Origin of the sequence: Pseudomonas sp. P8_241, from assembly GCF_034008315.1 — a bacterium.
GTDB lineage: Bacteria > Pseudomonadota > Gammaproteobacteria > Pseudomonadales > Pseudomonadaceae > Aquipseudomonas.
Window position 1 is genome coordinate 5330228 of sequence record NZ_CP125377.1, and the last position, 22979, is coordinate 5353206.

Consider the following 22979-nt stretch of genomic DNA (forward strand, 5'->3'; position numbering starts at 1 on the left):
GCATTGCGTCGGCCGGCAAACAGAAATCCTGTACAGATCTGCCTATAAAGAAAGGGCGCATCCAGAGATGCGCCCTTCTGACCAGCCTTACTCGGCCTTAGGCGTTTCGCGCAGACGAATATGCAATTCGCGCAATGCCTTGGCATCCACCTGACCCGGCGCCTGAGTCATGACATCTGCCGCGCTCTGGGTTTTCGGGAAGGCGATCACTTCACGGATCGACTGGGCGCCGGTCATCAGCATCACCAGACGGTCCAGACCGAAGGCCAGGCCACCGTGCGGCGGTGCGCCGTACTTCAGGGCGTCGAGCAGGAAGCCGAATTTCTCTTCCTGTTCCGCTTCGTTGATGCCCAGCAGACGGAACACCGACTGTTGCATCTCTTTGCGGTGAATACGGATCGAACCGCCACCCAGCTCGGTACCGTTCAACACCATGTCGTAGGCACGGGACAGAGCGCCGGCCGGGTTGGCCTCAAGCTCTTGCGGCGTGCACTTCGGCGCGGTGAACGGGTGGTGCAAGGCGCTGAAGCTGCCGTCGTCGTTTTCTTCGAACATCGGGAAGTCGACGACCCACATCGGTGCCCACTCGCAAGTCAGCAGTTTCAGGTCGTGACCGAGCTTGATCCGCAGCGCACCCAGGGCTTCGCTGACGATCTTGGCCTTGTCGGCGCCGAAGAACACGATGTCGCCATCGACCGCGCCAACGCGATCGAGGATCACGTTGAGGTTGGCCTCAGGGATGTTTTTCACGATCGGCGACTGCAGACCTTCAACACCGGCAGCGCGCTCGTTGACCTTGATGTACGCCAGGCCCTTGGCACCGTAGATGCCGACGAACTTGGTGTAATCGTCGATCTGCTTGCGCGGCATGCTTGCCCCGCCCGGAACGCGCAAGGCGGCGATACGGCATTTCGGGTCGTTGGCCGGGCCGCTGAACACCTTGAAATCGACTTCCTTGAGCTGGTCGGCAACGTCAACCAGTTCCATCGGGTTACGCAGGTCAGGCTTGTCGGAACCGTAGCGGCGCATGGCTTCTTCGAAGGTCATGTGCGGGAAATCACCGAATTCCAGACCCAGCACTTCCTTGAACAGGTTGCGGATCATTTGCTCGGTCAGGCCCATGATCTCTTTTTCATCGAGGAAGCTGGTCTCGATGTCGATCTGGGTGAATTCCGGCTGGCGGTCGGCGCGCAGGTCTTCGTCGCGGAAGCACTTGGCGATCTGGTAGTAACGATCGAACCCGGCCACCATCAGCAGTTGCTTGAACAGCTGCGGCGATTGCGGCAAGGCGAAGAACGAACCAGCGTGAGTACGGCTAGGCACCAGGTAGTCACGTGCGCCTTCCGGGGTGGCACGGGTCAGGATCGGCGTCTCGACGTCGAGGAAGCCGTTCTCGTCCAGGAAGCGACGGATGCTGGTGGTCATGCGTGAACGCAGACGCAGCTTCTCGGCCATTTCCGGGCGACGCAGGTCGAGGAAGCGATAACGCAGGCGGGTTTCTTCGCCAACGTCGGAGAACTCGTTCAGTGGGAACGGCGGGGTTTCCGACTCGTTCAGCACTTCCAGTTCATAACCCAGGACTTCGATCATGCCCGACGCCATGTTGGCGTTGGTAGCACCGGCCGGACGCAGGCGAACCTTGCCGGTGATCTTCACGACGAACTCGCTGCGTACGCGGTCGGCGGCGGCAAAGCTTTCTGCACGGTCTGGATCGAACACTACCTGGGCCAGACCGTCACGATCACGGATATCGAGGAAAATCACCCCACCGTGGTCACGGCGACGGTGGACCCATCCGCAAAGGGTAATTTCCTGGCCTTCCAGGCTTTCGTTCAGTTGGCCGCAATAATGGCTGCGCATCATGGTAGTGGTTTCACTTCTCGTAATTCGAAATTCGGTTGGAGACCTTGGGCACATCCGCTGCGGGATGCTCAAGAGCTCGCACGTGTCGTTCAACTCGGGTTCCAGACCTTAGTCAGCTTTGTCGCCGCCGGCCAGATTCTTCTTGGTACCGGTCTTGAAATCGGTTTCGTACCAACCGCTGCCGCTGAGGCGGAAGCCCGGCATGGACAGCATCTTTTTAAGCTCTGGCGCCTGACAGGCAGGGCAGTCGACCAGCGGTGCATCGCTGATCTTTTGAATGGCTTCCAACTGATGACCACAGGAAGCACATTGATAATCGTACATCGGCATGGGGGTTGTCTCGGCGATCAGATTGCTACCGCGCACGCAGGGCTTTGCGGCAAAGAGCGGGATTATATCCATTAAATGCGGCCTGTGCAGCCGTAAGACTGCACAGGCCGACACTCTGCCTGTTTAATGCGATGGCTGGGACATCACCACTTCCCTGAGATTGTGCACAACACAGACGACCCGCACCAATCCACTGAAATTCTTTACCCCGCCATGGCGCAAATGTACTTCGCGATCCACGTGAGACAACAGGGTGCTTACCGTGCAGCAATTGATCCTGGCCATGTCCGCCAGAATATCCCAATAAACCTGCTCAAGTCGCAAACAGGTCGCAAAGCCGTTCAAGCGCACGGAACGAGACAAAGGCCGTACCAGCCCCATATCAAATTCACGGACGAATGGATCAATCATTATTTCACTACGTGTATTGTCCCGCCCCTGTGTTTCTCTGCCATAAACCATAACGCTGACACTCCTTTGTCATCCTCGATTTTTTATATGAGCAACTGTGTGCCACTTATAAAAACGCGGATACAAAGGTATATCCAGATGACTTTATGACCCTGATCGTAGGATAAGCCAACAACTGCTGGCAGATCATGGACAACGTCCTACTCAGGTATTTTTCCCACGCAACTTTCCGCCGATGCCTTCACTGAGAAGTGCGTAAAGATGTCGGAATAGGCAGCGCGGGCAACACCTCAATGGTGTTACCCGCGTTCAGAAGCGTTATTGGTCCAGTAACGCGCGCAACATCCACGCGGTTTTCTCGTGAACCTGCATACGCTGGGTCAGCAGATCTGCCGTCGGTTCGTCGCTGACCTTGTCGAGCAACGGGAAAATGCCTCGCGCAGTGCGTGTCACGGCTTCCTGGCCTTCGACCAATTGTTTGATCATGTCTTCTGCAGCAGGCACCCCCGCCTCCTCTTTGATAGAAGAGAGGCGCGCATAAACAGAATAAGCACCGGGTGCAGGAAACCCGAGGGCGCGAATGCGCTCGGCGATGGAATCGACCGCCAGCGCCAGTTCGGTGTACTGCTCTTCGAACATCAAGTGCAGGGTCCGAAACATGGGCCCGGTGACGTTCCAATGAAAATTATGGGTTTTCAAATAAAGAACATAGGTGTCCGACAACAGACGCGACAGTCCGTCGACGATGGACTTGCGATCCTCTTCACTGATACCGATATCGATTGCCATGTCTTTCCCCTAAAGGTGATGAATTTCATCCAACAGGTGCACAACCACTCTAGCAAGCCTGCCCTCACACCGCAGCCCCGAGATTTCGGGAACATCGCCCCTCCTTGACTAGCCGTCGGACGCCCTGATTTGAGTACCCTGCGGCTTTACTGTTAAATAGGCAGCGTGTCGTCAATGCCTATTTTTTCCGGGTGCGACGCATAGGCTGATACCGGGTACGTGTCCAACGCCTCCTATTGTTCTGAAGCGAACCGTGCGCCATCAGCTCTTCCTTGTGTGCTGTCTTAACGTGAGTTAATCAAAATGTTGAAAATCGTCCACCTGTTGATAGGTGCAGCGGCTTTGCTGCTGTCCTTCATCCCTAGCCTGCATCCCGAAGCCTTACCCTACCTGCAACAACCCGACGCCCTTTACCTGGCCTTTTTCGGCCTGCTCAACCTTACTCTTGCTCCCGTCATTCCTTACTGGAACAAAGGCCCGCGTCATCAACTGCAGAACCTGGTCAGTGCCTTGCTGGTACTGGCTGTGGTTCTGCAAACATTGACGCTGATCGCACCGATGCCCGTCATTGCCGGCCAACCCGCCGTTCTGTTCAGCCTGGTAGCGGCGCTTGTTGCCGTAGCCTTGCACCTGGCCATCAGCTTTTACAAATCATCACCTGCAACGGCATCACCAAGCTATGACATGACCAACCGCGATACCGGCACCGTCAAGTGGTTCAATACGTCGAAAGGCTTCGGCTTTATTTCCCGCGATTCCGGCGACGATATCTTCGTGCACTTCAGGGCCATTCGTGGCGAAGGACATCGCGTCCTGGTCGAAGGCCAACGCGTAGAGTTCTCTGTCATGAACCGTGACAAAGGCCTGCAAGCCGAAGACGTGATCGCCGCATTGCCACGACGCTGATTCAAGGCCATAAAAAAACCGCGAACAGCCTGACTGTTCGCGGTTTTTTTTGCTTACATCGCAATCTCAACTCACTAACGACTAACTACTACTAGTAGTGCGGCGGTGGGGCGTCTTCTTCAAAAGACTCGAACTGACCGACCATTTCCTCCTGCCGCTTGAGCAGTGCCGCCATCTGCAGCTGCAGGCGCTCAACCACCCGCTGTTGCGCCACCAGTACATCATTCAATGCCTGAATGGTGTCATCCTGAAACGCCAGACGACTTTCCAGATCAGTCACGCGCTCTTCAAGGCTCATGGCTCAGTCCTCCAAAAACGTAAAACCATCGGTCAATACCAGACGCAACCGTTCGTGAATGGCAGCGATTTGTTCCGAACCGTAAGGCTTGGCGGGATGCTTCCCCCATACCGGTGCCGGCCACGCGACGTCTTCGCGTTTGCGCACGATGACGTGCATGTGCAATTGACTGACAACATTACCCAAAGCCGCGACATTTAATTTGTCTGCGTCAAAGGCGTCCTTGAGGGTTTCCGCCAGCGCCGTGGTTTCCTGAAACAACTGCAACTGATCAGAGACATCCAACTGAAATATCTCGCTGATAGCTTCGCGACGTGGCACCAGGATGAACCAGGGATAATTCGAGTCGTTGGACAGCAGTAACCGACAGAGCGGAAAGTCTCCGATCGGCAACGTGTCTTGTTGAAGGCGTGGATCTAAATCGAACACTGTGAGCACTCCCGCCGGGGCATCATTTTCAGCTTAGCGCCCATCCCGAGAGTGGGGTGCGCCAAACGACCGGATGGCAGCATACCTGCGAATCGCACGCGCTTCACGACGAACCGATCCTGCATTTGGAAAAATAGAGGCGTGCCGCGCACTGCCATGAATCGTTTTTCGGTTGAGCGCACCATGACAGCACCGCCGCCGAGACCAAAAACATCGAAATGACTGATTGATAACGATATTTTTGCTTCAGGTGATGAGAATTTTTTTCGGTTCGAGAAAATTCAGTAAAATTTTTCGCACCAAAACCGCACAGTGCGTCTACGCTGAACGCTTCGACATCCGCCTTTTACCCACAGGCGGGGTGAACCGGTAACATTTTTGGCGGTCAGGCGGTCGACATCAACCGGGAACCATGATGTGCAACACGGAGTCAAGCCAAAAAAAAAGGCGCTTGAACCCCCCGGTTTATGAGGTTTTTTCACGACCAGTCAACGTTTTAGAAAAAAACAGCAGCACAACAGTAGTTTGTGCACGCTTGTTGCATTCATACCCACATCGCCTGATGGCGCTCCGCTGGAAGTGGAAGCCCGAAGGCAGAAAAAAACAGTGGCAAGGTAGCCCAAAGGAGATTCAAACGTTTCACCAAGGACTCTTTTTACCGACACTCAGGCGTAAAGAAACCGCACAGACGTGGTCAACCCTGTTGCGTTGGGGCTTTAAATTTGCGACATCTACCAAGCTGTTTGCGACAGGGTCGTACAGAACACGAAAGGTTAGATACGCAAGTATCGCCAACATTGTCGGCGTGATATAAGTTTGCGCCGACACAAAAAGAAAGAGCCGCCCAGATAATAAAACAGGTGGGACGGCAGTACTCTTCTAAAAACCAAAGGAGCAAATCACGATGCGCGTGATGAAGTGGAGCATGATCGCACTGGCAGTTGCAGCAGCAGCCAGTACCCAATTGGCTACGGCCGCCCCTTTCGTAAGTGACCAGGCTGAAGCCAAAGGTATTGTTGAAGACAGCACGCTGAACTTGCTGGTTCGCAACTACTACTTCAACCGTGATAACAAAGATTCCGGCAGCCGTGACCAGAAAGACTGGACCCAAGGCATCTGGGGCAACTTCAGCTCTGGCTACACCCAAGGCCTGATCGGTGTTGGCGTTGATGCATTCGGTTACCTGGCAATCAAGCTCGACGGCACCGACGAGAATGCAGGGTCGGGCAACCTGAGCCTCAACGACCAAGGCCAGAACAAAGACAGCCAGGGTAAAGCTGGCGGCGCTCTGAAGCTTCGCGTTTCCAAGACCGAGCTGAAAATGGGTGACATGCAGCCGAGCACCGCTCCGGTATTCGCTGTCGGCGGCTCCCGCATCCTTCCGCAAACTGCGAGCGGCTTCCAGCTGCAGAGCAGCGAAATCCAGAACCTTGACCTCGAAGCCGGTCATTTCTACTCGGGCACCAGCCAGAACGCCAACTCCCGTGAAGGCGGCTTGTATGCTACCTACGCTGGCGAGGAAGCCAACTCCATCGACTACGCTGGTGGCAAATGGGGCATCACCGACAACCTGAGTGCATCGCTGTACGGCGCCAAGCTGGAAGACATCTGGAACCAGTACTACGCCAACCTGAACTACACCATCCCGTTCACTGACAGTGAGTCGCTGAACCTGGACGGTAACATCTACAACACCGAAGATACCGGTGACGCTAAAGCCGGCGCTATCAGCAACACCGCGTTCTCCCTGGCCGCTGCTTTCTCGTTCCTGCAGGCACACACCATTACCGTGGCCTTCCAGAAAATCAACGGCGACACCCCGTTCGACTACATCGGCGTGGGTGACAACAACAAGGGTGGCGACTCGATCTTCCTCGCCAACTCCATCCAGTACTCTGACTTCAACGCACCAAACGAGAAGTCTGCCCAGGTTCGTTACGACCTAAAAATGGCTGAGTACGGCGTTCCAGGTCTGAGCTTCATGACCCGTTACGTGAAAGGTTGGGACATCGACGGTACCAACACTCCAGCAGGCAGTTCTTACGAAGGTTTCTACGGTGCAGATGGCAAGCACAACGAAACCAACTTTGAAGCCAAATACGTAGTTCAGTCTGGCCCAGCCAAGGACCTGTCCTTCCGTATCCGTCAGGCATGGCACTTCGCTAATGCCGACGAAGGCGAAGGCGACGTGAAAGAGTTCCGTTTCATCGTCGACTACCCGCTGTCGGTTTTGTAATCGCATCCAGTTAGTTTGCGGTAACAAACAAAAGGCCCATCTTCGGATGGGCCTTTTTTATTACTTGTTGTACGAGGTTCAACCAATACAGGCCTGACCAAACAGTCAGGCCTGTATTAAATACACTTCACTGCACCGCAGATTCCTGAACCACACGAATAACCCGCTGTGGAAATGGAATATCGATACCCGCATCCCGGAGGCGGTCACGGGACAATTCATTGAACATGAACATCACGTCCCAGTAATCAGCCGTCTTGACCCACACACGCAGGGAAACAGTGATCGAACTGTCGCCCAGGGTCGAAATCACGGCCTGAGGCTCGGGATCGGTCAACACGCGTGGATCCTTGGCCAGCTCCAGCAATACTTGACGGGCCTTTTGCAGATCCGCTTCGTAATCAACACCCACATCGAAGACAACCTTGCGGGTCGGCTGACGGTTGGTGTTGGTGATGATGCCGTTCGACAGATTGCCGTTGGGTACGATGATGGTTTTGTTGTCGCCCGTGCGCAGGACAGTGTGAAAAATCTGAATACTGTCGACGGTCCCGGCAACACCCTGGGCCTCGATCCAGTCACCGATACGGAACGGACGGAACAACAGAATCAGCACGCCACCGGCGAAGTTTGCCAGGCTCCCCTGCAAGGCCAGACCGATGGCCAGACCTGCCGCACCGATCGCCGCGACAAACGAGGTGGTTTCCACACCGATCATCGACGCCACGCTGACAATCAGCAGAACCTTGAGAATGATGTTTGCCAGGCTGCTGATGAACCCTTGCAGCGCCAGATCTGCATTACGCAGCGCCAGCAGGCCGCCGAGCTTTTGCGTGACCTTGTTGATCAGCCACCAGCCGATAGCCAGGGTGATCACCGCCAACAGTACGCGACTGCCGTACTCCATGATCATCGGGATCCAGGCTTGGGAAGCCTTGACCAGATTGTCTACTTCAGCATTTAAGTCCATCTGCTTTCTCCTGTTTTCCGGCTATCCGGCACGCGAAAAATAGCGGCAGAAAGACCGAACCGCCACGGGCTCAATCGTTTCTGCCGTTGCTTGGGCCTCGGACGCCGAAAACGCCGAGAGGTTCCCGCTTCGAAAATCAGTCGCGGAAGTTGTTGAACTGCAGCGGCATGCCGAATTCCTTGGCTCGCAGCGCGGCAATGGCTTCCTGCAAGTCGTCACGCTTTTTGCCGGTAATGCGCACCTGTTCGCCCTGAATGGCGGCCTGGACCTTGAGCTTGGCATCCTTGACGTGAGCAACGATTTTCTTGGCCAGCTCTTTGTCGATGCCTTCCTTGAGAACGGCTTCCTGCTTCATCAATTTACCCGACGCAAACGCATCCTTGACCTCAAGGCACTGCACGTCGATCTTGCGCTTGACCAGCGCCAGCTTGAGGATCTCAATCATTGCTTCAAGCTGGAAATCCGCTTCAGCGGTCAGATTGACGGTCAGGTCTTTTTCCTTGAACTCGAAGCTGCCCTTGCCTTTCAGGTCATAGCGACGATCGAGTTCCTTGACGGCGTTCTCGACCGCGTTGGTGACTTCGTGTTTGTCCAGTTCGGATACCACGTCGAACGACGGCATGTAATCTCTCCAAATAAAAGGCGCGCCGAGAAAGCACGCCTTGCTTGCGGTTAAAATCCGCGCTGATTATAACGGGTCTTTTCCATCATTCACTGCGAGCCTCCGATGCGCGCTTCAAACAGAGCAAAAAGTTGATGTCCACCACCTGGCATGTTCTGGGCGCCGGTAGCCTCGGCACTTTATGGGCGACACGTCTGGCACGGTCCGGAGCGTCGGTCAGATTGATTCTGCGTGATACCGCGCGACTGCAGGCCTACGAGGCCGCTGGCGGACTGACGCTCGTGGAACACGGTGAAACACAACGCTTTGCCGTACCCGCCGAAACACCCGAAAGCATTGAACCGATCAGCCGACTGTTGGTGGCCTGCAAAGCCTACGACGCCGAAGCGGCGGTTGCCAAACTGGCGCCGCGCCTGGCGCCGGGTACCGAGGTGATCCTGTTGCAAAACGGTCTGGGCAGTCAGGACGCCGTAGCAATGCAGGTTCCACAGGCGCGCTGCATTTTTGCGTCGAGTACCGAGGGTGCCTTTCGCGATGGTGACTGGCGGGTGGTGTTTGCAGGGCACGGCTTCACCTGGCTCGGGGATACCTGCCACCCGGTCGCGCCGATCTGGCTGGAAGACTTGAGCACAGCCGGCATTCCCCATGAATGGAACACGGAAATTCTGACGAGGCTGTGGCGAAAACTCGCGCTCAACTGCGCGATCAATCCGCTGACGGTGCTGCACGATTGCCGCAATGGCGTCTTACAAGACCACCACTGCGAAGTCGCTACCCTGTGTAGCGAACTGACGGAGTTGCTTGAGCGTTGCGGACAGCCTGCCGCCGCCGAAAACCTGCTGTCGGAAGTCGAACGCGTGATTCACGCGACCGCTGCCAATTATTCCTCGATGCATCAGGATGTTACGAGCCAGCGTCGTACCGAGATCAGTTACCTGCTCGGTTACGCCTGCAAAGTCGCGGAACGTCATCAGCTGACACTGCCCCACCTCACTCAATTGCAACAACGCCTTATCACCCGTCTGCACAGCCTTGGATTGCCCAGCGACTGAGCAGCGGCTACGCTGGCCACTTGTTCCTATTCAGCGAAGAACCTGATGCCATTGCGCCAGCGTCTTGAAAACCTGCCTGTCGGCCAGAAACTTCTGGCCGCCCTGCTGGTGCTGTTGACCACCGTCCTGCTCGTGGCCAACCTGACATTTATCAGCGCCGCGTACTACATCTCGCAGGAAAGCATGGCGCCTCAAGCCTTGCAGACGATCGGCCGCCTGATCTCCAACCCCAGCCTGGTGTCCGAGGCACTCCAATCGCCGCAAAGCGCCGAGCGCCTGCTCAATGAGCTCAATGCCTATTCGCCGTTGCGCGCGGCTGCTCTCTATGACGGCAAGGGCGAGCAGCTCGCGCAATTGCAGCATGGCGAAAAGCTGGAACTGCCCAAACGCTACCGGCATATCGAAGCCTGGCAGGCTACCGAGTTTCGCAGCAATCAAGTCATCACCCTGCCCCGCCCGGGCACCGCTCCCGGGCATTTGCTGCTGGTCGCCAGCAGCGAACTGCCCGTCGCCTTCTATACAGGGACTCTGACCGCGAGCCTCGGCATCCTGATTTTCAGCGTGCTGCTGTGGCTGGTGATCGCTCGCCAGATCAAGCGCCTGATCACCCGACCGATCCATCAGCTCGAAGAGCTGTCCCGACAAGTGACCCGCGAAGAGAATTACGCGTTGCGCGCCTCGCGCGGCAACCACGATGAAATCGGCAGTCTCGCGGAAGCGTTCAACACCATGCTCTCGCGCATCGAAGCCCGGGAGCAGCAGCTCAAACGGGCGCGGGACGACTCACAGGCGGCCTACGACCAGGCCCAGGGTCTAGCCGAAGAAACCCGGCATACCAATCGCAAGCTGGAACTTGAAGTCCAGGTGCGCAGCAAGATCGAAAAGAAACTCACCGGCTTCCAGAATTACCTCAACAGCATCATCGACTCCATGCCGTCAGCGCTGATTGCACTCGACGAACAGCTTTACGTGACGCAATGGAATCAGGAGGCCAGCGCCCTGTCCGGCACGCGTCTGGACGAAGCCTTGAATCAGCCGATCTTCCTGGCTTTCGAGCCGCTCAAGCCGTTTTTGCCGCAGCTCAAGCAAACCGTTGAGCAACACATGGTGGCCAAGATCGAACGGGTTACCTGGGTCAAGGACGAGGAACCCCGGCACTACGCCCTGACATTCTATCCGCTCATGGGGGGCGCAGGGCGCGGCGTGGTGATCAGGATCGACGACATCACCCAGCGCCTGTCCCTGGAAGAAATGATGGTGCAGTCAGAGAAAATGCTCTCGGTCGGCGGTCTTGCCGCTGGCATGGCCCATGAGATCAATAACCCGTTGGGTGCGATCCTGCACAACGTGCAAAACATTCGACGACGCCTGTCGCCTGAACTGCCAAAAAACATCGAAGTGGCGGAACAGGCCAACATCGAACTGGCGACGGTGAACCAGTATCTGCAAATCCGCGAAGTGCCGCAGTTACTCGACGGCATCCAGCAGGCCGGCGCCAGGGCAGCAAAAATCGTTACCCACATGCTCAGTTTCAGCCGCCGCAGCACCCGACAAATGGCCCCGTGCGATTTACCTGCACTGATTGATCAAGCCGTGGAAATTGCCGGCAACGATTTCGATCTGGCCATCGGTTTCGACTTCAAGGGCCAGGCAATCATCCGCCAGTTCGACCCGGCGCTGGGGCCGGTGCCGGGCACTGCGAACGAACTGGAGCAAGTTTTGCTCAATCTGCTGAAAAACGCCGCGCAAGCCATTCACCAGCGCGAAGACGACAGCGAACCGGGGCGGATCATTCTGCGCACCCGACTCAATCCGCCGTGGGCGGAAATCCAGGTCGAGGACAACGGCATCGGCATGAGCGAAAGCGTGCGCAAACGCACGTTCGAACCGTTTTTCACTACCAAGGAAATCGGCCAGGGCACAGGCCTTGGCCTGTCAGTGTCGTATTTCATCATCACCAACAACCACAAGGGTCAGATGGAAGTGCAATCAACCCTGGGCCAAGGCACCTGTTTCACCTTGCGCCTGCCATTGGCAAGCACCCCGCTTGTTTCTCAAGAACTCAATCAGCTAACGAGGTAACCATGGGTTTTCGCCTGTCGAAGATTTACACCCGCACCGGTGACAAAGGTGAAACCGGTTTGGGCGACGGCCGTCGCGTGCCCAAGGATCACCCGCGAATCGAGGCGATTGGTGAGGTCGACACACTCAACAGTCAGGTCGGCGTGCTGTTGGCCGGATTGGCGGCAGAAACAGGCACATGTCCAGGCTTGCACGAAGTGATCGAGGTGTTGGCACCTTGTCAGCACCGCTTGTTCGATCTGGGTGGCGAGCTGGCGATGCCGGTTTATCAAGCGCTGAACGCAGCGGAAATCGAGCGTCTGGAAGCGGCGATCGATGTATGGAACGAAGAGCTGGGGCCGCTTGAGAATTTCATCTTGCCGGGAGGCTCGGCGCTGATTGCCCAGGCCCATGTCTGCCGCAGCCTTGCCCGCAGTGCCGAGCGAAGATGCCAGCAATTGAATGCGATCGAGCCGTTGGCCGGGGTTGGCCTTGCGTACATCAATCGGTTGTCGGATTTGTTGTTTGTCGTGGCGCGAGTGATTGCCAAGCGCCAAGGGATTGCCGAGATTCTTTGGCAGGCCGCGGCAAAACCGGGGGTTTAGTCTGCGCCTGACAGGCTGCTTTCGCCGGCAAGCCGGCTCCTACAAGTGTGCCTAAATCCGTAGGAGCCGGCTTGCTGGCGAAGAGTCCAGCAAACTACACCAAAGAATCAGGCCAGAACGCCCGAATCCCCGCCACACCTTGGGCCCCCGCCGCCCAGGCTTTTTGCAACTCTGCCGGACCCACACCACCGAGCAGGAACACCGGTTTGCTGAATCCGTCGATCAGGCTCGACGCCTGCTCCCAGCCCAACGGCTGCGCATCAGGGTGAGTCAGGGTTGGCTGCACGGGCGACAAGGTGACAAAATCCACGCCCATCTGTTCGGCCAGCGCCAGCTCTTCAGCGTTGTGGCAGGACGCCGCCAACCAGCGCGAGGCTGGCAATGGTCGACCGGCCGCTGCATACTTGCGCAATTGAGCCGAGGTGATGTGCCAGCCAGCTGACGGGAAATCGCCCAGCCACTCGAACGGCCCCTTGATCATCAACTGTGCCTTACCGGCGCACAGGCCCACGGCATCCACCGCCAGATCGCGATACTGCGGATCGTAGCCGTTCGGCGCCCGCAACTGGATCAGCCTGATGCCACCGGCGATGGCTTTCTGAATACCACGCAATAGAGCCGGTGTTTCCAGGTCTTCCGGGGTAATCAGGTACTGCGAAGACAACCGGGCTGCCGCCACAATCGGCTGATTGGCCGCCGGGAACTCATACCCCGACAGATCACGCACAGACACCCAGGCCAGTGGTTGACCTTCGGCGCCATGGGGCTCACCGCTAAATGCCGACACTTCCCAGACATCCAGCAACACCTGCTTGTCCGGATAGTCATGACGGACCTTGATCATCGGACGCGCCGCGCTGACCACGATCCCCAGCTCTTCCTTGAGTTCGCGTGCGAGCGCGGTTTCAACCGACTCGTCGGCCTCGACCTTGCCACCGGGAAATTCCCACAGACCGCCCTGATGCTGGGAATCGGCACGCCGGGCAATCAGGATATTGCCACTGCCATCACGGATGACGGCCGCGGCTACATGGACTCTTTTCACCTTTGCAGTTCCTCCAGTCCGGCCTTCTGCCAGGCCTTGAAGGCGGGCCATTGGTAGAGGGTTTCGACGTAGGCTTCGTCAATCGTGGACAGTTTCACCCGGTAGGTGCGCAGGCGCACAGCAATCGGGGCGAAAAACGCATCGGCCAGACTGACACGACCAAACAGGTAAGGTCCGGATTCGGTCGCGACGGCACGGCACTCGGCCCACAACGCCGACATGCGCTCGATGTCCGCCTGCACATCAGCTGGAATCGGTGACAGGGGTGCATCGTGACTCAGATCAAACGGCATGTTGGCGCGCATGCCAAAGAACCCCGCATGCATCTGTGCGCACGCCGAACGCGCCTGGGCACGGGCGGCGGTATCTTTTGGCCAAAGTCCGGCTTGCGGGAATTGCTCTGCCAGGTACTCGGCAATCGCCAGGGAGTCGGCGACCGTACCGTGTTGGGTTTTCAGCAGCGGGACTTTACCGGTCGGCGAATGCTTGAGCAGACGCTCGCGGGTGTCCGGCTGGTTCAGCTTGATCAGTTCTTCGCTGTAGGCAGTACCGGTCAAATCCAGAGCCAGAGCGCCGCGCAGGGACCAGGAAGAAAGCAGTTTGTCGCCGATGATCAGGTGATAACTCATGTTCAAGCATCCTCAAGCCATATAGATCACCCTGTAGGAGCTGGCTTGCCAGCGAAAGCGTCATCAGCTTCGATACATTGATCGCGGCAAAAGACGCCTTCGCCAGCAAGCCGACTCCTACGGGTTATGGGTCGTTACGTACGGTACTCGGCGTTGATCTTCACGTATTCGTGGGACAGGTCGGTGGTCCAGATGGTTTCGCTGCAATCGCCGCGTCCCAGCTCGATACGGATAGTGATTTCTTCCTGCTGCATGACCGCCGAGCCTTGGGCTTCGGTGTAGGTCGCGGCACGCGCACCACGGCTGGCGATGCACACCTCACCGAGGAACACGTCAATCTTGCTCACGTCCAGGTTCGGTACACCAGCACGACCCACAGCAGCCAGGATACGGCCCCAGTTCGGGTCGGAAGCGAACAGCGCGGTCTTGATCAGCGGCGAATGGGCCACGGTGTAACCGACGTCCAGGCATTCCTGGTGGTTGCCGCCGCCATTGACTTCAACAGTCACGAACTTGGTCGCGCCTTCGCCATCGCGAACAATGGCCTGGGCCACGTCCATGCAGACTTCGAACACCGCTTGCTTGAGCTTGGCGAACAGCTCGCCTTCGGCGCGGGTGATTTCCGGCAGCGCAGCCTGACCGGTGGCGATCAGCATGCAGCAGTCGTTGGTCGAGGTGTCGCCGTCGATGGTAATGCGGTTGAACGACTTGTTGGCGCCATCCAGCATCAGGTTTTGCAGCACGTCGCGAGCGACTTTGGCGTCGGTGGCGATGTAGCCGAGCATGGTTGCCATGTTCGGACGGATCATGCCGGCGCCTTTGCTGATACCCGTGACGGTAATGGTCACGCCGTCATGCTCGAATTGGCGGCTGGCGCCCTTCGGCAGGGTGTCGGTGGTCATGATGCCGGTGGCGGCAGCTTCCCAGTTGTTGACCGACAGGTCATCGAGGGCCGCTTGCAGCGCACCTTCGATTTTCTCCACAGGCAGCGGCTCGCCGATCACACCGGTGGAATACGGCAGCACCTGGCTGGCATCGACTCCGGTCAACTCGGCCAGTTTCGCGCAAGTACGCTCGGCTGCGGCCAGGCCTGGTTCGCCGGTGCCGGCGTTGGCATTGCCGGTGTTGGTCAGCAGATAGCGCACCGGGCCTTGCACGCGTTGTTTGGCCAGGATCACCGGTGCGGCGCAAAAGGCGTTCAGGGTGAACACGCCGGCAACCGTGGAGCCTTCAACACAGCGCATGACCACAACATCCTTGCGCCCCGGGCGCTTGATGCCGGCCGAGGCGATACCGAGTTCAAAACCGGCAACCGGGTGCAACGTTGGCAAAGGACCAAGACCAACAGCCATGAATGCGCTCCTTTAAATGATGTCAGCACCGTTTCAGGATAAACGGTGGTTTGAATGGCAAAACGCCGCGACGGCAAAAGCCGGTCGCGGCGCGGGTATTTCAGCGTTTGAAACGGGTTTTACTGGATCTGCCCGTGGCAATGCTTGAACTTCTTGCCCGAACCGCAGTAGCACAGCTCGTTGCGACCCAGCTTGTGTTCGGCGCGAACCGGAGCGGCGGCCAGGACCACATCGATCTCTTCGCCCAACACTTCCGGTTGCTCCAGACCTGGGGCTTCTTCATGCAGGAACTGCATGCGGGCCGCCAAAGCTTCGGCTTCCTCGCGCAGGCGCTGCTCTTCTTCGATCGGATCTTCGCGGCGAACCTGAACGTGGGACAGCACACGGATCGAGTCGCGCTTGATCGAATCCAGCAGCTCGGAGAACAGCGTGAACGACTCGCGCTTGTATTCCTGCTTCGGATTCTTCTGGGCATAACCACGCAAGTGGATACCGTGACGCAGGTGATCCATGGTCGACAGGTGATCTTTCCACAGGTCGTCCAGCACGCGCAAAACGATTTGCTTCTCGAAGGAGCGCAGCGCTTCGGCGCCCGCCTGGTCTTCTTTCTCGTTGTACGCGGCGATGAGTTCCTGCATCAGTTTTTCACGCAGGGTTTCTTCGTACAGGTGATCGTCTTCGTCGAGCCACTGCTGGATCGGCAGCGCGACACCGAAGTCACTTTGCAACGTAGCCTCAAGACCCGCCACATCCCACTGCTCAGGCAACGATTGCGGAGGAATGTGGGCGCTGACGGTGGCGTTGAGCACGTCCTGACGGAAGTCGGCGATGGTCTCGCCGATATTGTCGGCGGCCAGCAACGTGTTACGCATGTGATAGATCACTTTACGCTGTTCGTTGTTGACGTCGTCGAACTCGAGCAGTTGTTTACGAATGTCGAAGTTGCGGCCTTCAACCTTGCGCTGAGCCTTTTCGATGGCGTTGGTCACCATGCGGTGCTCGATCGCTTCGCCAGGCTGCATGCCCAGGGCCTTCATGAAGTTCTTCACCCGGTCAGAGGCAAAGATGCGCATCAGGCTGTCTTCCAGGGACAGGTAGAAACGGCTGGAACCGGCGTCGCCCTGACGACCGGCACGACCACGCAGCTGGTTGTCGATACGGCGCGATTCATGACGCTCGGAGGCGATCACCTGCAAGCCGCCCGACTCGAGCACTTGCTGGTGACGCTTCTGCCAGTCGGCCTTGATCTGGGCAATCTGCTCAGGGGTCGGGTCTTCCAGCGATGCCACTTCCACTTCCCAGTTACCGCCCAACAGGATGTCGGTACCACGACCGGCCATGTTGGTAGCAATTGTCAGCGCGCCTGGGCGGCCGGCCTGGGCGATGATCTCGGCTTCTTTTTCGTGGAACTTGGCGTTCAGGACCTTGTGTTCGATGCCTTCTTTCACGAGCAGGCTCGACATGTGCTCGGAGGTTTCGATGGTCGCGGTACCCACCAGAACCGGACGGCCGGCAGCCATGCTTTCCTTGATGTCGGCCACGATCGCGGCGTATTTCTCGTCGGCGGTCAGGAACACCAGGTCGTTGTAGTCCTTACGGGCCAACGGCTTGTTCGGTGGAATGACCATGACCTGCAGGCCATAGATCTGGTGGAATTCGAACGCTTCAGTGTCGGCCGTACCAGTCATGCCGGACAGTTTGTTGTACAGACGGAAGTAGTTCTGGAACGTGGTCGATGCCAGGGTCTGACTCTCGGCCTGGATGTTCAGGTTTTCCTTGGCCTCGATGGCCTGGTGCAGGCCCTCGGACAAACGACGGCCCGGCATGGTGCGACCGGTGTGTTCGTCGACCAGGACAACCTGACCGTCCTGCACAATGTACTCGACGTTGCGGTGGAACAGCTTGTGCGCACGCAGGCCGGCATAAACGTGAGTCAGCAGGCTCAGGTTGTGCGCCGAGTACAGGCTTTCGCCTTCAGCCAGCAGGCCGAGGGAGGTTAGCGACTCTTCAACGAACTGGTGACCGGCTTCGTTGAGCTCTACCTGGCGGGTCTTCTCGTCGACAGTGTAATGGCCAGCCTTGGTGACTTCGCCTTCGACTTCTTCGACATGCAATTCCAGCCGCGGGATCAGTTTGTTGATCTCGATGTACAGCTTGGAGCTGTCCTCGGCCTGACCGGAAATGATCAGCGGGGTACGGGCTTCGTCGATGAGGATGGAGTCGACTTCGTCGATCACGGCAAAATTGAGTTCGCGCTGGAATTTTTCTTCCATGCTGAACGCCATGTTGTCGCGCAGGTAATCGAAACCGAATTCGTTGTTGGTGCCGTAGGTGATGTCGGAGGCGTAGGCGGCGCGCTTCTCTTCCGGCGGCTGGAACGGCGTGACCACGCCGACCGTCAGGCCGAGGAATTCGTACAACGGACGCATCCAGTTGGCGTCACGACGGGCCAGGTAGTCGTTCACCGTCACTACGTGCACGCCTTTGCCGGACAGTGCGTTGAGGTAAACGCCCAGTGTTGCCACCAGGGTCTTGCCTTCACCGGTACGCATTTCCGCGATCATGCCTTCATGCAAGGTCATGCCGCCGATCAGCTGGACGTCGAAGTGACGCATGCCCATGACACGCTTACCGGCTTCACGGGCGACCGCAAAGGCTTCTGGCAGCAGTTTGTCGAGGGTCTCCCCTTTGGCGATGCGGGCCTTGAACTCGTCTGTCTTGGCACGCAATTGATCGTCCGAAAGGGCCACCATTTGCTCTTCGAAGGCATTGACGAGTTGCACCGTCTTGAGCATGCGTTTGACTTCACGCTCATTCTTGCTTCCAAAAAGTTTCTTTAACAAAGGCGCAAACATATCGGCAGGATCTTCCACACTAAAGGGATGGAGGGCGGCCCCGTGAGTCGCCCGTGCAGCCCTCATGGCCGCATGCGAACGAGCATTCTACCCGGAAACGGTGGTGAGGAAAGTGGCGAAATTCCACGATGCTGGCACTGCGCTTTGACGGGGCTCACTTAAAATAAGGGCGTTTTGCTCAACTTCAACCCATTCAAGGAAGAAGTTAGTTGTTGATTTAATGGGTAAAGCACACCCAAAAGCAATGGGCGGGTTGATCCGTGCTTTCTGCTACCATGGCGTCTCTGTTACTTCAGGTGTCTGATCATGGCGTTTCGCCCACTTACGGCTAAAGTACCTGCCGTTCTATTACGCGAAGCCAAACCGTTGAAAGCCATCCTCGGCCACGCTCAACGACTGGGTCATCTGCAGCGTCTGCTTGAAAGTCAACTGCAACCCGCCGCTCGCGAGCATTGCCACGTGGCCTCCTGGCGCGAAGGCAGTTTGTTGCTGATTGTCACCGATGGGCATTGGGCGACCCGGCTGCGTTACCAGCAAAAGCGCCTGCAGCGGCAATTGCAGATGTTCGATGAGTTTGCCAGTCTGACCCGAATCCTGTTCAAAGTTCAGCCACCGACCGTTCAGCAAGGTGCGACCGGGCATACCATGGATTTGTCCAACGTTGCGGCCGCGACCATTCAGGCCACGGCCGATGGCATCAGCGACCCGAATTTGCGGGCAGCGCTGGAGCGGCTGGCGGCGCACGCCAAATCCAAGGCTTAAAAGATCGCAGCCTTCGGCAGCTCCTACATTGGGATTGCGAGTACCCCGAGGCTGCGATCTTTTGCTTTCAGCGGCGTTTTTTGCTGCCCAGCAACGACCCCATCAAACCACGCACCAACTGTCGGCCAATCTGGTTCGCTGCCTGTTGCATCGCCGATTTCAACGCCTTCCCTGCCGCGGTGCCGAGAAACTCTCCGGCCTGTTCGGTGAAACTCGGTTCCTGCTTGCCCTGCTCCGATTCGGGTTCAGGTGCCAAGCCCTTGCGTCCCATCAGCACTTCATAGGCTGATTCGCGATCGATCGGCTTGTCATACCGCCCCTTTAACGGTGAGCCTGCGATCAAAACCATGCGCTCGGTTTCGCTCAACGGCCCGATTCGCGATTGTGGCGGTGCCACCAACACCCGCTGGACCATCTGCGGCGTGCCTTTCTCTTGAAGCGTGCCGACCAGCGCCTCGCCAATGCCAAGCTCGGTCAGCACCGACAAGGTGTCGAACGCCGGATTTGGCCGAAATCCCTCGGCAACCGCCCGCAGGGACTTCTGCTCCTTGGCGGTGAAGGCGCGCAAACCGTGCTGAATACGCAAGCCCAACTGAGCCAGCACGTCGTCCGGCAAATCGCCCGGCGACTGAGTGACGAAGTACACGCCCACGCCTTTCGAACGAATCAGCCGTACAACCTGTTCCAGACGATCGCGCAATGCCTGTGGTGTGCCGTTGAACAACAAGTGTGCCTCGTCGAAAAACAGCGCCAGCAGCGGTTTGTCGGCATCACCGCGCTCCGGCAGTTGTTCGAACAGTTCGGCCAGCAGCCACAAAAGGAATGTCGCGTAGACCTTGGGCGCTTCGTGCACCAGGCGACTGGCATCAAGCAGGTGAATACGCCCGCGTCCGTCTGCGGTCGGTTGCAACAAGTCTTCCAGTTGCAGCGCCGGTTCACCGAACAGCGCTTCGGCGCCCTGCTGCTCCAGGGTGGCCAGTCGGCGTAAAAGCGCCTGACTTGAACCCGTGGTCATCAGGGCCGCGTCGTCCCCCAGCAGCACCGGGTTGTCCTTGAGATGGTTGAGCAATGCCTTCAAATCTTTCAGATCCAGCAGCAACAGACCTTCACGGTCCGCGACCTTGAACGCTGCATACAGCGCGGACTGCTGACTGTCGGTCAGTTCCAGCAGGCTGCCGATTAGCAGCGGCCCCATTTCACTCAAGGTGGTACGCAAAGGATGACCGGACTGACCATGAATGTCCCACAAGGTCACCGGATACGCCTGAGGCTGATGGTTCAGCCAAGGCATCCCGGCAATCCGTTCTGCGATCTTGCCCTGGGGGTTGCCCGCGGCACCCAGGCCGCACAGGTCTCCCTTGATGTCGGCCGCGAACACTGCCACTCCCGCATCGCTGAAGGCTTCGGCCAGGCGTTGCAAAGTCACGGTTTTACCAGTGCCGGTTGCACCCGCGATCAATCCGTGACGATTCGCCAGGCGAAAGTCCTGGGAAATCGGTTGCCCCGCCAGATCGGCGCCGATGACGAGTTGCGATGAGTCAGGCATTTGGTCACCCAATGGTTAATCTTTAGTCCTGCTCGGCCGATAGCTACTTCGACAAAGCAATCAGACACGATCTGATCAGAAATTTCCCTAAGGAGAGGCGGAAATATCAGTTGCTTTCAACATTGCCTACAGTGCGTCCCTTTATAAAAGCACGCGTTGGACATTAAGACCTTAGCGGAACCCCAAGCCATGAACAAAAATCTGCGTTTCAGCCATAAAATCCTGCTTGCCGCCGCGCTCATCGTTATTGCCGCTTTCGCCTCATTCACGTTGTACAACGACTATCTACAGCGCAACGCGATCCGCGAAGACCTGGACAGCTACCTCAACGAGATGGGCGACGTCACCGCCAGCAATATTCAGACCTGGCTGGCCGGCCGCATTTTGCTGATCGAAAACCTTTCGCAAAACATTGCGATCAATGCGGAACAATCCAACGTCGCCAACCTGCTTGAGCAGAAAGCCCTGACGTCGACCTTCATGGCATCCTACCTGGGTGACGCCACGGGGCACTTCACTATACGTCCTGATGCAAAGATGCCTGACGGCTTCGATCCGCGCGTTCGTCCCTGGTACAAAGGTGCCGAAAACAGCAGCACGCCGACCCTGACCGAACCGTACATCGATGCGGCGACCGGCCAGTTGATCATCTCCATGGCCGCTGCCTCGAAAAAAGCCGGACAGAGCGTGGGCGTTGTAGGTGGTGACCTGAGCCTGCAAACCCTGATCGAGACCCTCAGTGCCCGCGATTTCGATGGCATGGGTTTCGCGTTTCTGGTCAGCGCCGACGGCAAGATCCTGGTTCATCCGGACAAAACCCTGGTAATGAAATCCCTGAGCGAGGCGTTTGCGAAAGACACTCCTCGCATCGGCAGCGGTTTCAGCGAAGTCGATGTCGACGGCAAGACCCGCATTGTCTCGTTCACCCCGATCAAAGGCCTGCCTTCGGTCAACTGGTACATCGGTCTGTCGGTCGACAAGGAAAAAGCCTTCTCGATGCTCAGCGAATTCCGCACCTCGGCGGTGGTTGCAACCGTGATCGCCGTGGCGATCATCATCGCCCTGCTGGGCATGCTGATCCGCATTCTTATCCAGCCTCTGCACGTCATGACCCGCGCCATGGCCGATATCGCCGACGGCGAGGGCGACCTGACCAAGCGCCTGACCATTGAGAACAACGACGAATTCGGCAGCCTCGGCACCGCCTTCAACCGTTTCGTTGAGCGCATCCACGGTTCGATCCGTGAAGTGTCTTCCGCTACCGGTCAGGTCAACGAAGTGGCCTTGCGGGTGGTGGCGGCTTCCAATTCGTCGATGTACAACTCCGACCAGCAAGCCTCACGCACCAGCAGCGTTGCCGCGGCCATCAACCAACTCGGTGCCGCCGCCCAGGAAATCGCCCGCAATGCCGCGCAAGCATCGAACCAGGCCAGCGACGCCCGCAGCCTCGCCGAAGACGGCCAGCAAGTGGTGGATCGCAGCATTGCCGCGATGAATCAACTGTCGAGCATGCTCAGCGCGTCGAGCAGCAACATCGAATCGCTGAACAGCAAAACCGTGAACATCGGGCAAATTCTCGAAGTGATCACCAGCATTTCCCAGCAAACCAACCTGCTTGCACTCAACGCCGCGATTGAAGCGGCCCGTGCCGGCGAAGCCGGGCGTGGTTTTGCCGTGGTGGCTGACGAAGTCCGCAATCTGGCGCACCGCACCCAGGAGTCGGCGCAGCAAGTGCAGACCATGATCGAGGAACTGCAAATCGGCGCCCGAGAATCGGTCAGCACCATGAGCGACAGTCAGCGTCACAGCCAGGACAGCGTGGAAATCGCCAATCTGGCGGGCGAGCGCCTCAACAGCGTGACGCTGCGTATCGGTGAAATCGACGGCATGAACCAGTCGGTCGCTACCGCGACCGAGGAACAGACGGCCGTGGTGGAGTCGATCAATGTCGACATCACCGAGATCAATACGCTGAACCAGGAAGGCGTGGAGAACCTGCAATCGACGTTGCGCGCGTGCTCGGATCTTGAACAGCAGGCGGCGCGTTTGAAGCAGTTGGTTGGCAGTTTCCGCATCTAGCGCCGGATCGGCCACTTTGCCGGCAAGTCGGATCGCCGCATCGCAGCTCCTACAGGGTTAAGCACAAGACCTGTAGGAACTGGCCCCGCCATCACAACCCCAACCGAACAACTATCCTTCATAAAGGTCAACCAAGGGA

At 57.7% G+C, this 22979-nt stretch carries 20 protein-coding genes; 7 read left to right on the forward strand and 13 right to left on the reverse strand.

What is annotated here, in order from left to right; all coding sequences use genetic code 11:
• Positions 1-87 precede the first annotated feature (87 nt).
• The 4 genes from aspS to QMK58_RS23875 all read right to left on the reverse strand — a co-directional run bounded on the left by aspS (position 88) and on the right by QMK58_RS23875 (position 3393).
• Positions 88-1863, reverse strand: coding sequence for an aspartate--tRNA ligase (gene aspS / locus QMK58_RS23860; RefSeq protein WP_053155323.1), 1776 nt, complete (start codon positions 1861-1863; stop codon positions 88-90).
• Between the two features lie 108 nt (positions 1864-1971).
• The gene (locus QMK58_RS23865; RefSeq protein ID WP_320396562.1) at positions 1972-2193 is read right to left on the reverse strand and encodes a zinc ribbon domain-containing protein; all 222 of its coding nucleotides are present in this window, start codon (positions 2191-2193) and stop codon (positions 1972-1974) included.
• A 123-nt stretch (positions 2194-2316) separates the two neighbouring features.
• A complete protein-coding gene (locus QMK58_RS23870; protein ID WP_053155321.1) occupies positions 2317-2655 on the reverse strand; it encodes a ribbon-helix-helix domain-containing protein in 339 nt (112 codons plus the stop codon).
• A gap of 267 nt (positions 2656-2922) precedes the next feature.
• Positions 2923-3393, reverse strand: coding sequence for a Dps family protein (locus QMK58_RS23875; RefSeq protein ID WP_053155318.1), 471 nt, complete (start codon positions 3391-3393; stop codon positions 2923-2925).
• 303 nt (positions 3394-3696) lie between these two features.
• Here QMK58_RS23875 and QMK58_RS23880 point away from each other — a divergent pair, with 303 nt between their 5' ends.
• Positions 3697-4299 carry a cold-shock protein gene (locus QMK58_RS23880; protein ID WP_053155316.1) on the forward strand — a complete coding sequence of 201 codons (603 nt, stop codon included), beginning with the start codon at positions 3697-3699 and terminating at the stop codon, positions 4297-4299.
• A 91-nt stretch (positions 4300-4390) separates the two neighbouring features.
• Here the strand turns inward: QMK58_RS23880 and QMK58_RS23885 are convergent, their stop codons facing one another.
• Together QMK58_RS23885 and QMK58_RS23890 are read right to left on the reverse strand one after the other, a co-directional pair.
• Positions 4391-4597: a SlyX family protein gene (locus QMK58_RS23885; RefSeq protein WP_053155314.1), complete on the reverse strand. Its 207-nt coding sequence runs from the start codon at positions 4595-4597 to the stop codon at positions 4391-4393.
• A 3-nt stretch (positions 4598-4600) separates the two neighbouring features.
• The gene (locus QMK58_RS23890; RefSeq protein WP_053155312.1) at positions 4601-5026 is read right to left on the reverse strand and encodes an HIT domain-containing protein; all 426 of its coding nucleotides are present in this window, start codon (positions 5024-5026) and stop codon (positions 4601-4603) included.
• A 904-nt stretch (positions 5027-5930) separates the two neighbouring features.
• Between QMK58_RS23890 and QMK58_RS23895 the strand changes: the two genes are divergently transcribed.
• A complete protein-coding gene (locus QMK58_RS23895; protein ID WP_053155310.1) occupies positions 5931-7262 on the forward strand; it encodes an OprD family porin in 1332 nt (443 codons plus the stop codon).
• A 127-nt stretch (positions 7263-7389) separates the two neighbouring features.
• Here the strand turns inward: QMK58_RS23895 and QMK58_RS23900 are convergent, their stop codons facing one another.
• Positions 7390-8232, reverse strand: a complete 843-nt coding sequence (locus QMK58_RS23900; protein WP_053155308.1) for a mechanosensitive ion channel family protein — start codon at positions 8230-8232, stop codon at positions 7390-7392.
• Between the two features lie 136 nt (positions 8233-8368).
• Positions 8369-8854: a YajQ family cyclic di-GMP-binding protein gene (locus QMK58_RS23905; protein WP_053155306.1), complete on the reverse strand. Its 486-nt coding sequence runs from the start codon at positions 8852-8854 to the stop codon at positions 8369-8371.
• A 134-nt stretch (positions 8855-8988) separates the two neighbouring features.
• Here QMK58_RS23905 and QMK58_RS23910 point away from each other — a divergent pair, with 134 nt between their 5' ends.
• From QMK58_RS23910 to QMK58_RS23920, 3 genes are read left to right on the forward strand one after another with little or no spacing between them, the layout of a single operon-like run.
• The gene (locus tag QMK58_RS23910) at positions 8989-9906 is read left to right on the forward strand and encodes a putative 2-dehydropantoate 2-reductase (RefSeq protein ID WP_320395528.1); all 918 of its coding nucleotides are present in this window, start codon (positions 8989-8991) and stop codon (positions 9904-9906) included.
• Positions 9907-9951: 45 nt separating this feature from the next.
• Positions 9952-11988: an ATP-binding protein gene (locus tag QMK58_RS23915; protein WP_320395529.1), complete on the forward strand. Its 2037-nt coding sequence runs from the start codon at positions 9952-9954 to the stop codon at positions 11986-11988.
• A gap of 2 nt (positions 11989-11990) precedes the next feature.
• On the forward strand, positions 11991-12572 hold the full coding sequence (locus QMK58_RS23920; RefSeq protein WP_053155301.1) for a cob(I)yrinic acid a,c-diamide adenosyltransferase: 582 nt from the start codon (positions 11991-11993) through the stop codon (positions 12570-12572).
• A 94-nt stretch (positions 12573-12666) separates the two neighbouring features.
• On the opposite strand, the gene QMK58_RS23925 is transcribed toward QMK58_RS23920, so the two are convergent.
• The 4 genes from QMK58_RS23925 to secA all read right to left on the reverse strand — a co-directional run bounded on the left by QMK58_RS23925 (position 12667) and on the right by secA (position 18453).
• Positions 12667-13617 carry a Nudix family hydrolase gene (locus QMK58_RS23925; RefSeq protein ID WP_053155299.1) on the reverse strand — a complete coding sequence of 317 codons (951 nt, stop codon included), beginning with the start codon at positions 13615-13617 and terminating at the stop codon, positions 12667-12669.
• On the reverse strand, positions 13614-14246 hold the full coding sequence (locus QMK58_RS23930) for a glutathione S-transferase family protein (RefSeq protein WP_053155297.1): 633 nt from the start codon (positions 14244-14246) through the stop codon (positions 13614-13616). Before QMK58_RS23930 ends, QMK58_RS23925 begins: the two co-directional genes overlap by 4 nt.
• A 134-nt stretch (positions 14247-14380) precedes the next feature.
• Positions 14381-15598, reverse strand: coding sequence for a bifunctional glutamate N-acetyltransferase/amino-acid acetyltransferase ArgJ (gene argJ, locus QMK58_RS23935; RefSeq protein ID WP_320395530.1), 1218 nt, complete (start codon positions 15596-15598; stop codon positions 14381-14383).
• Positions 15599-15717: 119 nt separating this feature from the next.
• A complete protein-coding gene (gene secA, locus QMK58_RS23940) occupies positions 15718-18453 on the reverse strand; it encodes a preprotein translocase subunit SecA (protein ID WP_053155294.1) in 2736 nt (911 codons plus the stop codon).
• A gap of 306 nt (positions 18454-18759) precedes the next feature.
• Between secA and QMK58_RS23945 the strand changes: the two genes are divergently transcribed.
• Complete coding sequence (locus QMK58_RS23945; RefSeq protein ID WP_053155293.1) at positions 18760-19215, forward strand: DUF721 domain-containing protein; 456 nt, start codon at positions 18760-18762, stop codon at positions 19213-19215.
• A gap of 67 nt (positions 19216-19282) precedes the next feature.
• On the opposite strand, the gene QMK58_RS23950 is transcribed toward QMK58_RS23945, so the two are convergent.
• Positions 19283-20761: a helicase HerA-like domain-containing protein gene (locus QMK58_RS23950; RefSeq protein ID WP_053156048.1), complete on the reverse strand. Its 1479-nt coding sequence runs from the start codon at positions 20759-20761 to the stop codon at positions 19283-19285.
• A 189-nt stretch (positions 20762-20950) separates the two neighbouring features.
• On the opposite strand from QMK58_RS23950, the gene QMK58_RS23955 reads away from it, so the two are divergent.
• Complete coding sequence (locus tag QMK58_RS23955) at positions 20951-22840, forward strand: methyl-accepting chemotaxis protein (protein WP_053155292.1); 1890 nt, start codon at positions 20951-20953, stop codon at positions 22838-22840.
• The last annotated feature ends 139 nt before the right edge of the window (positions 22841-22979 follow it).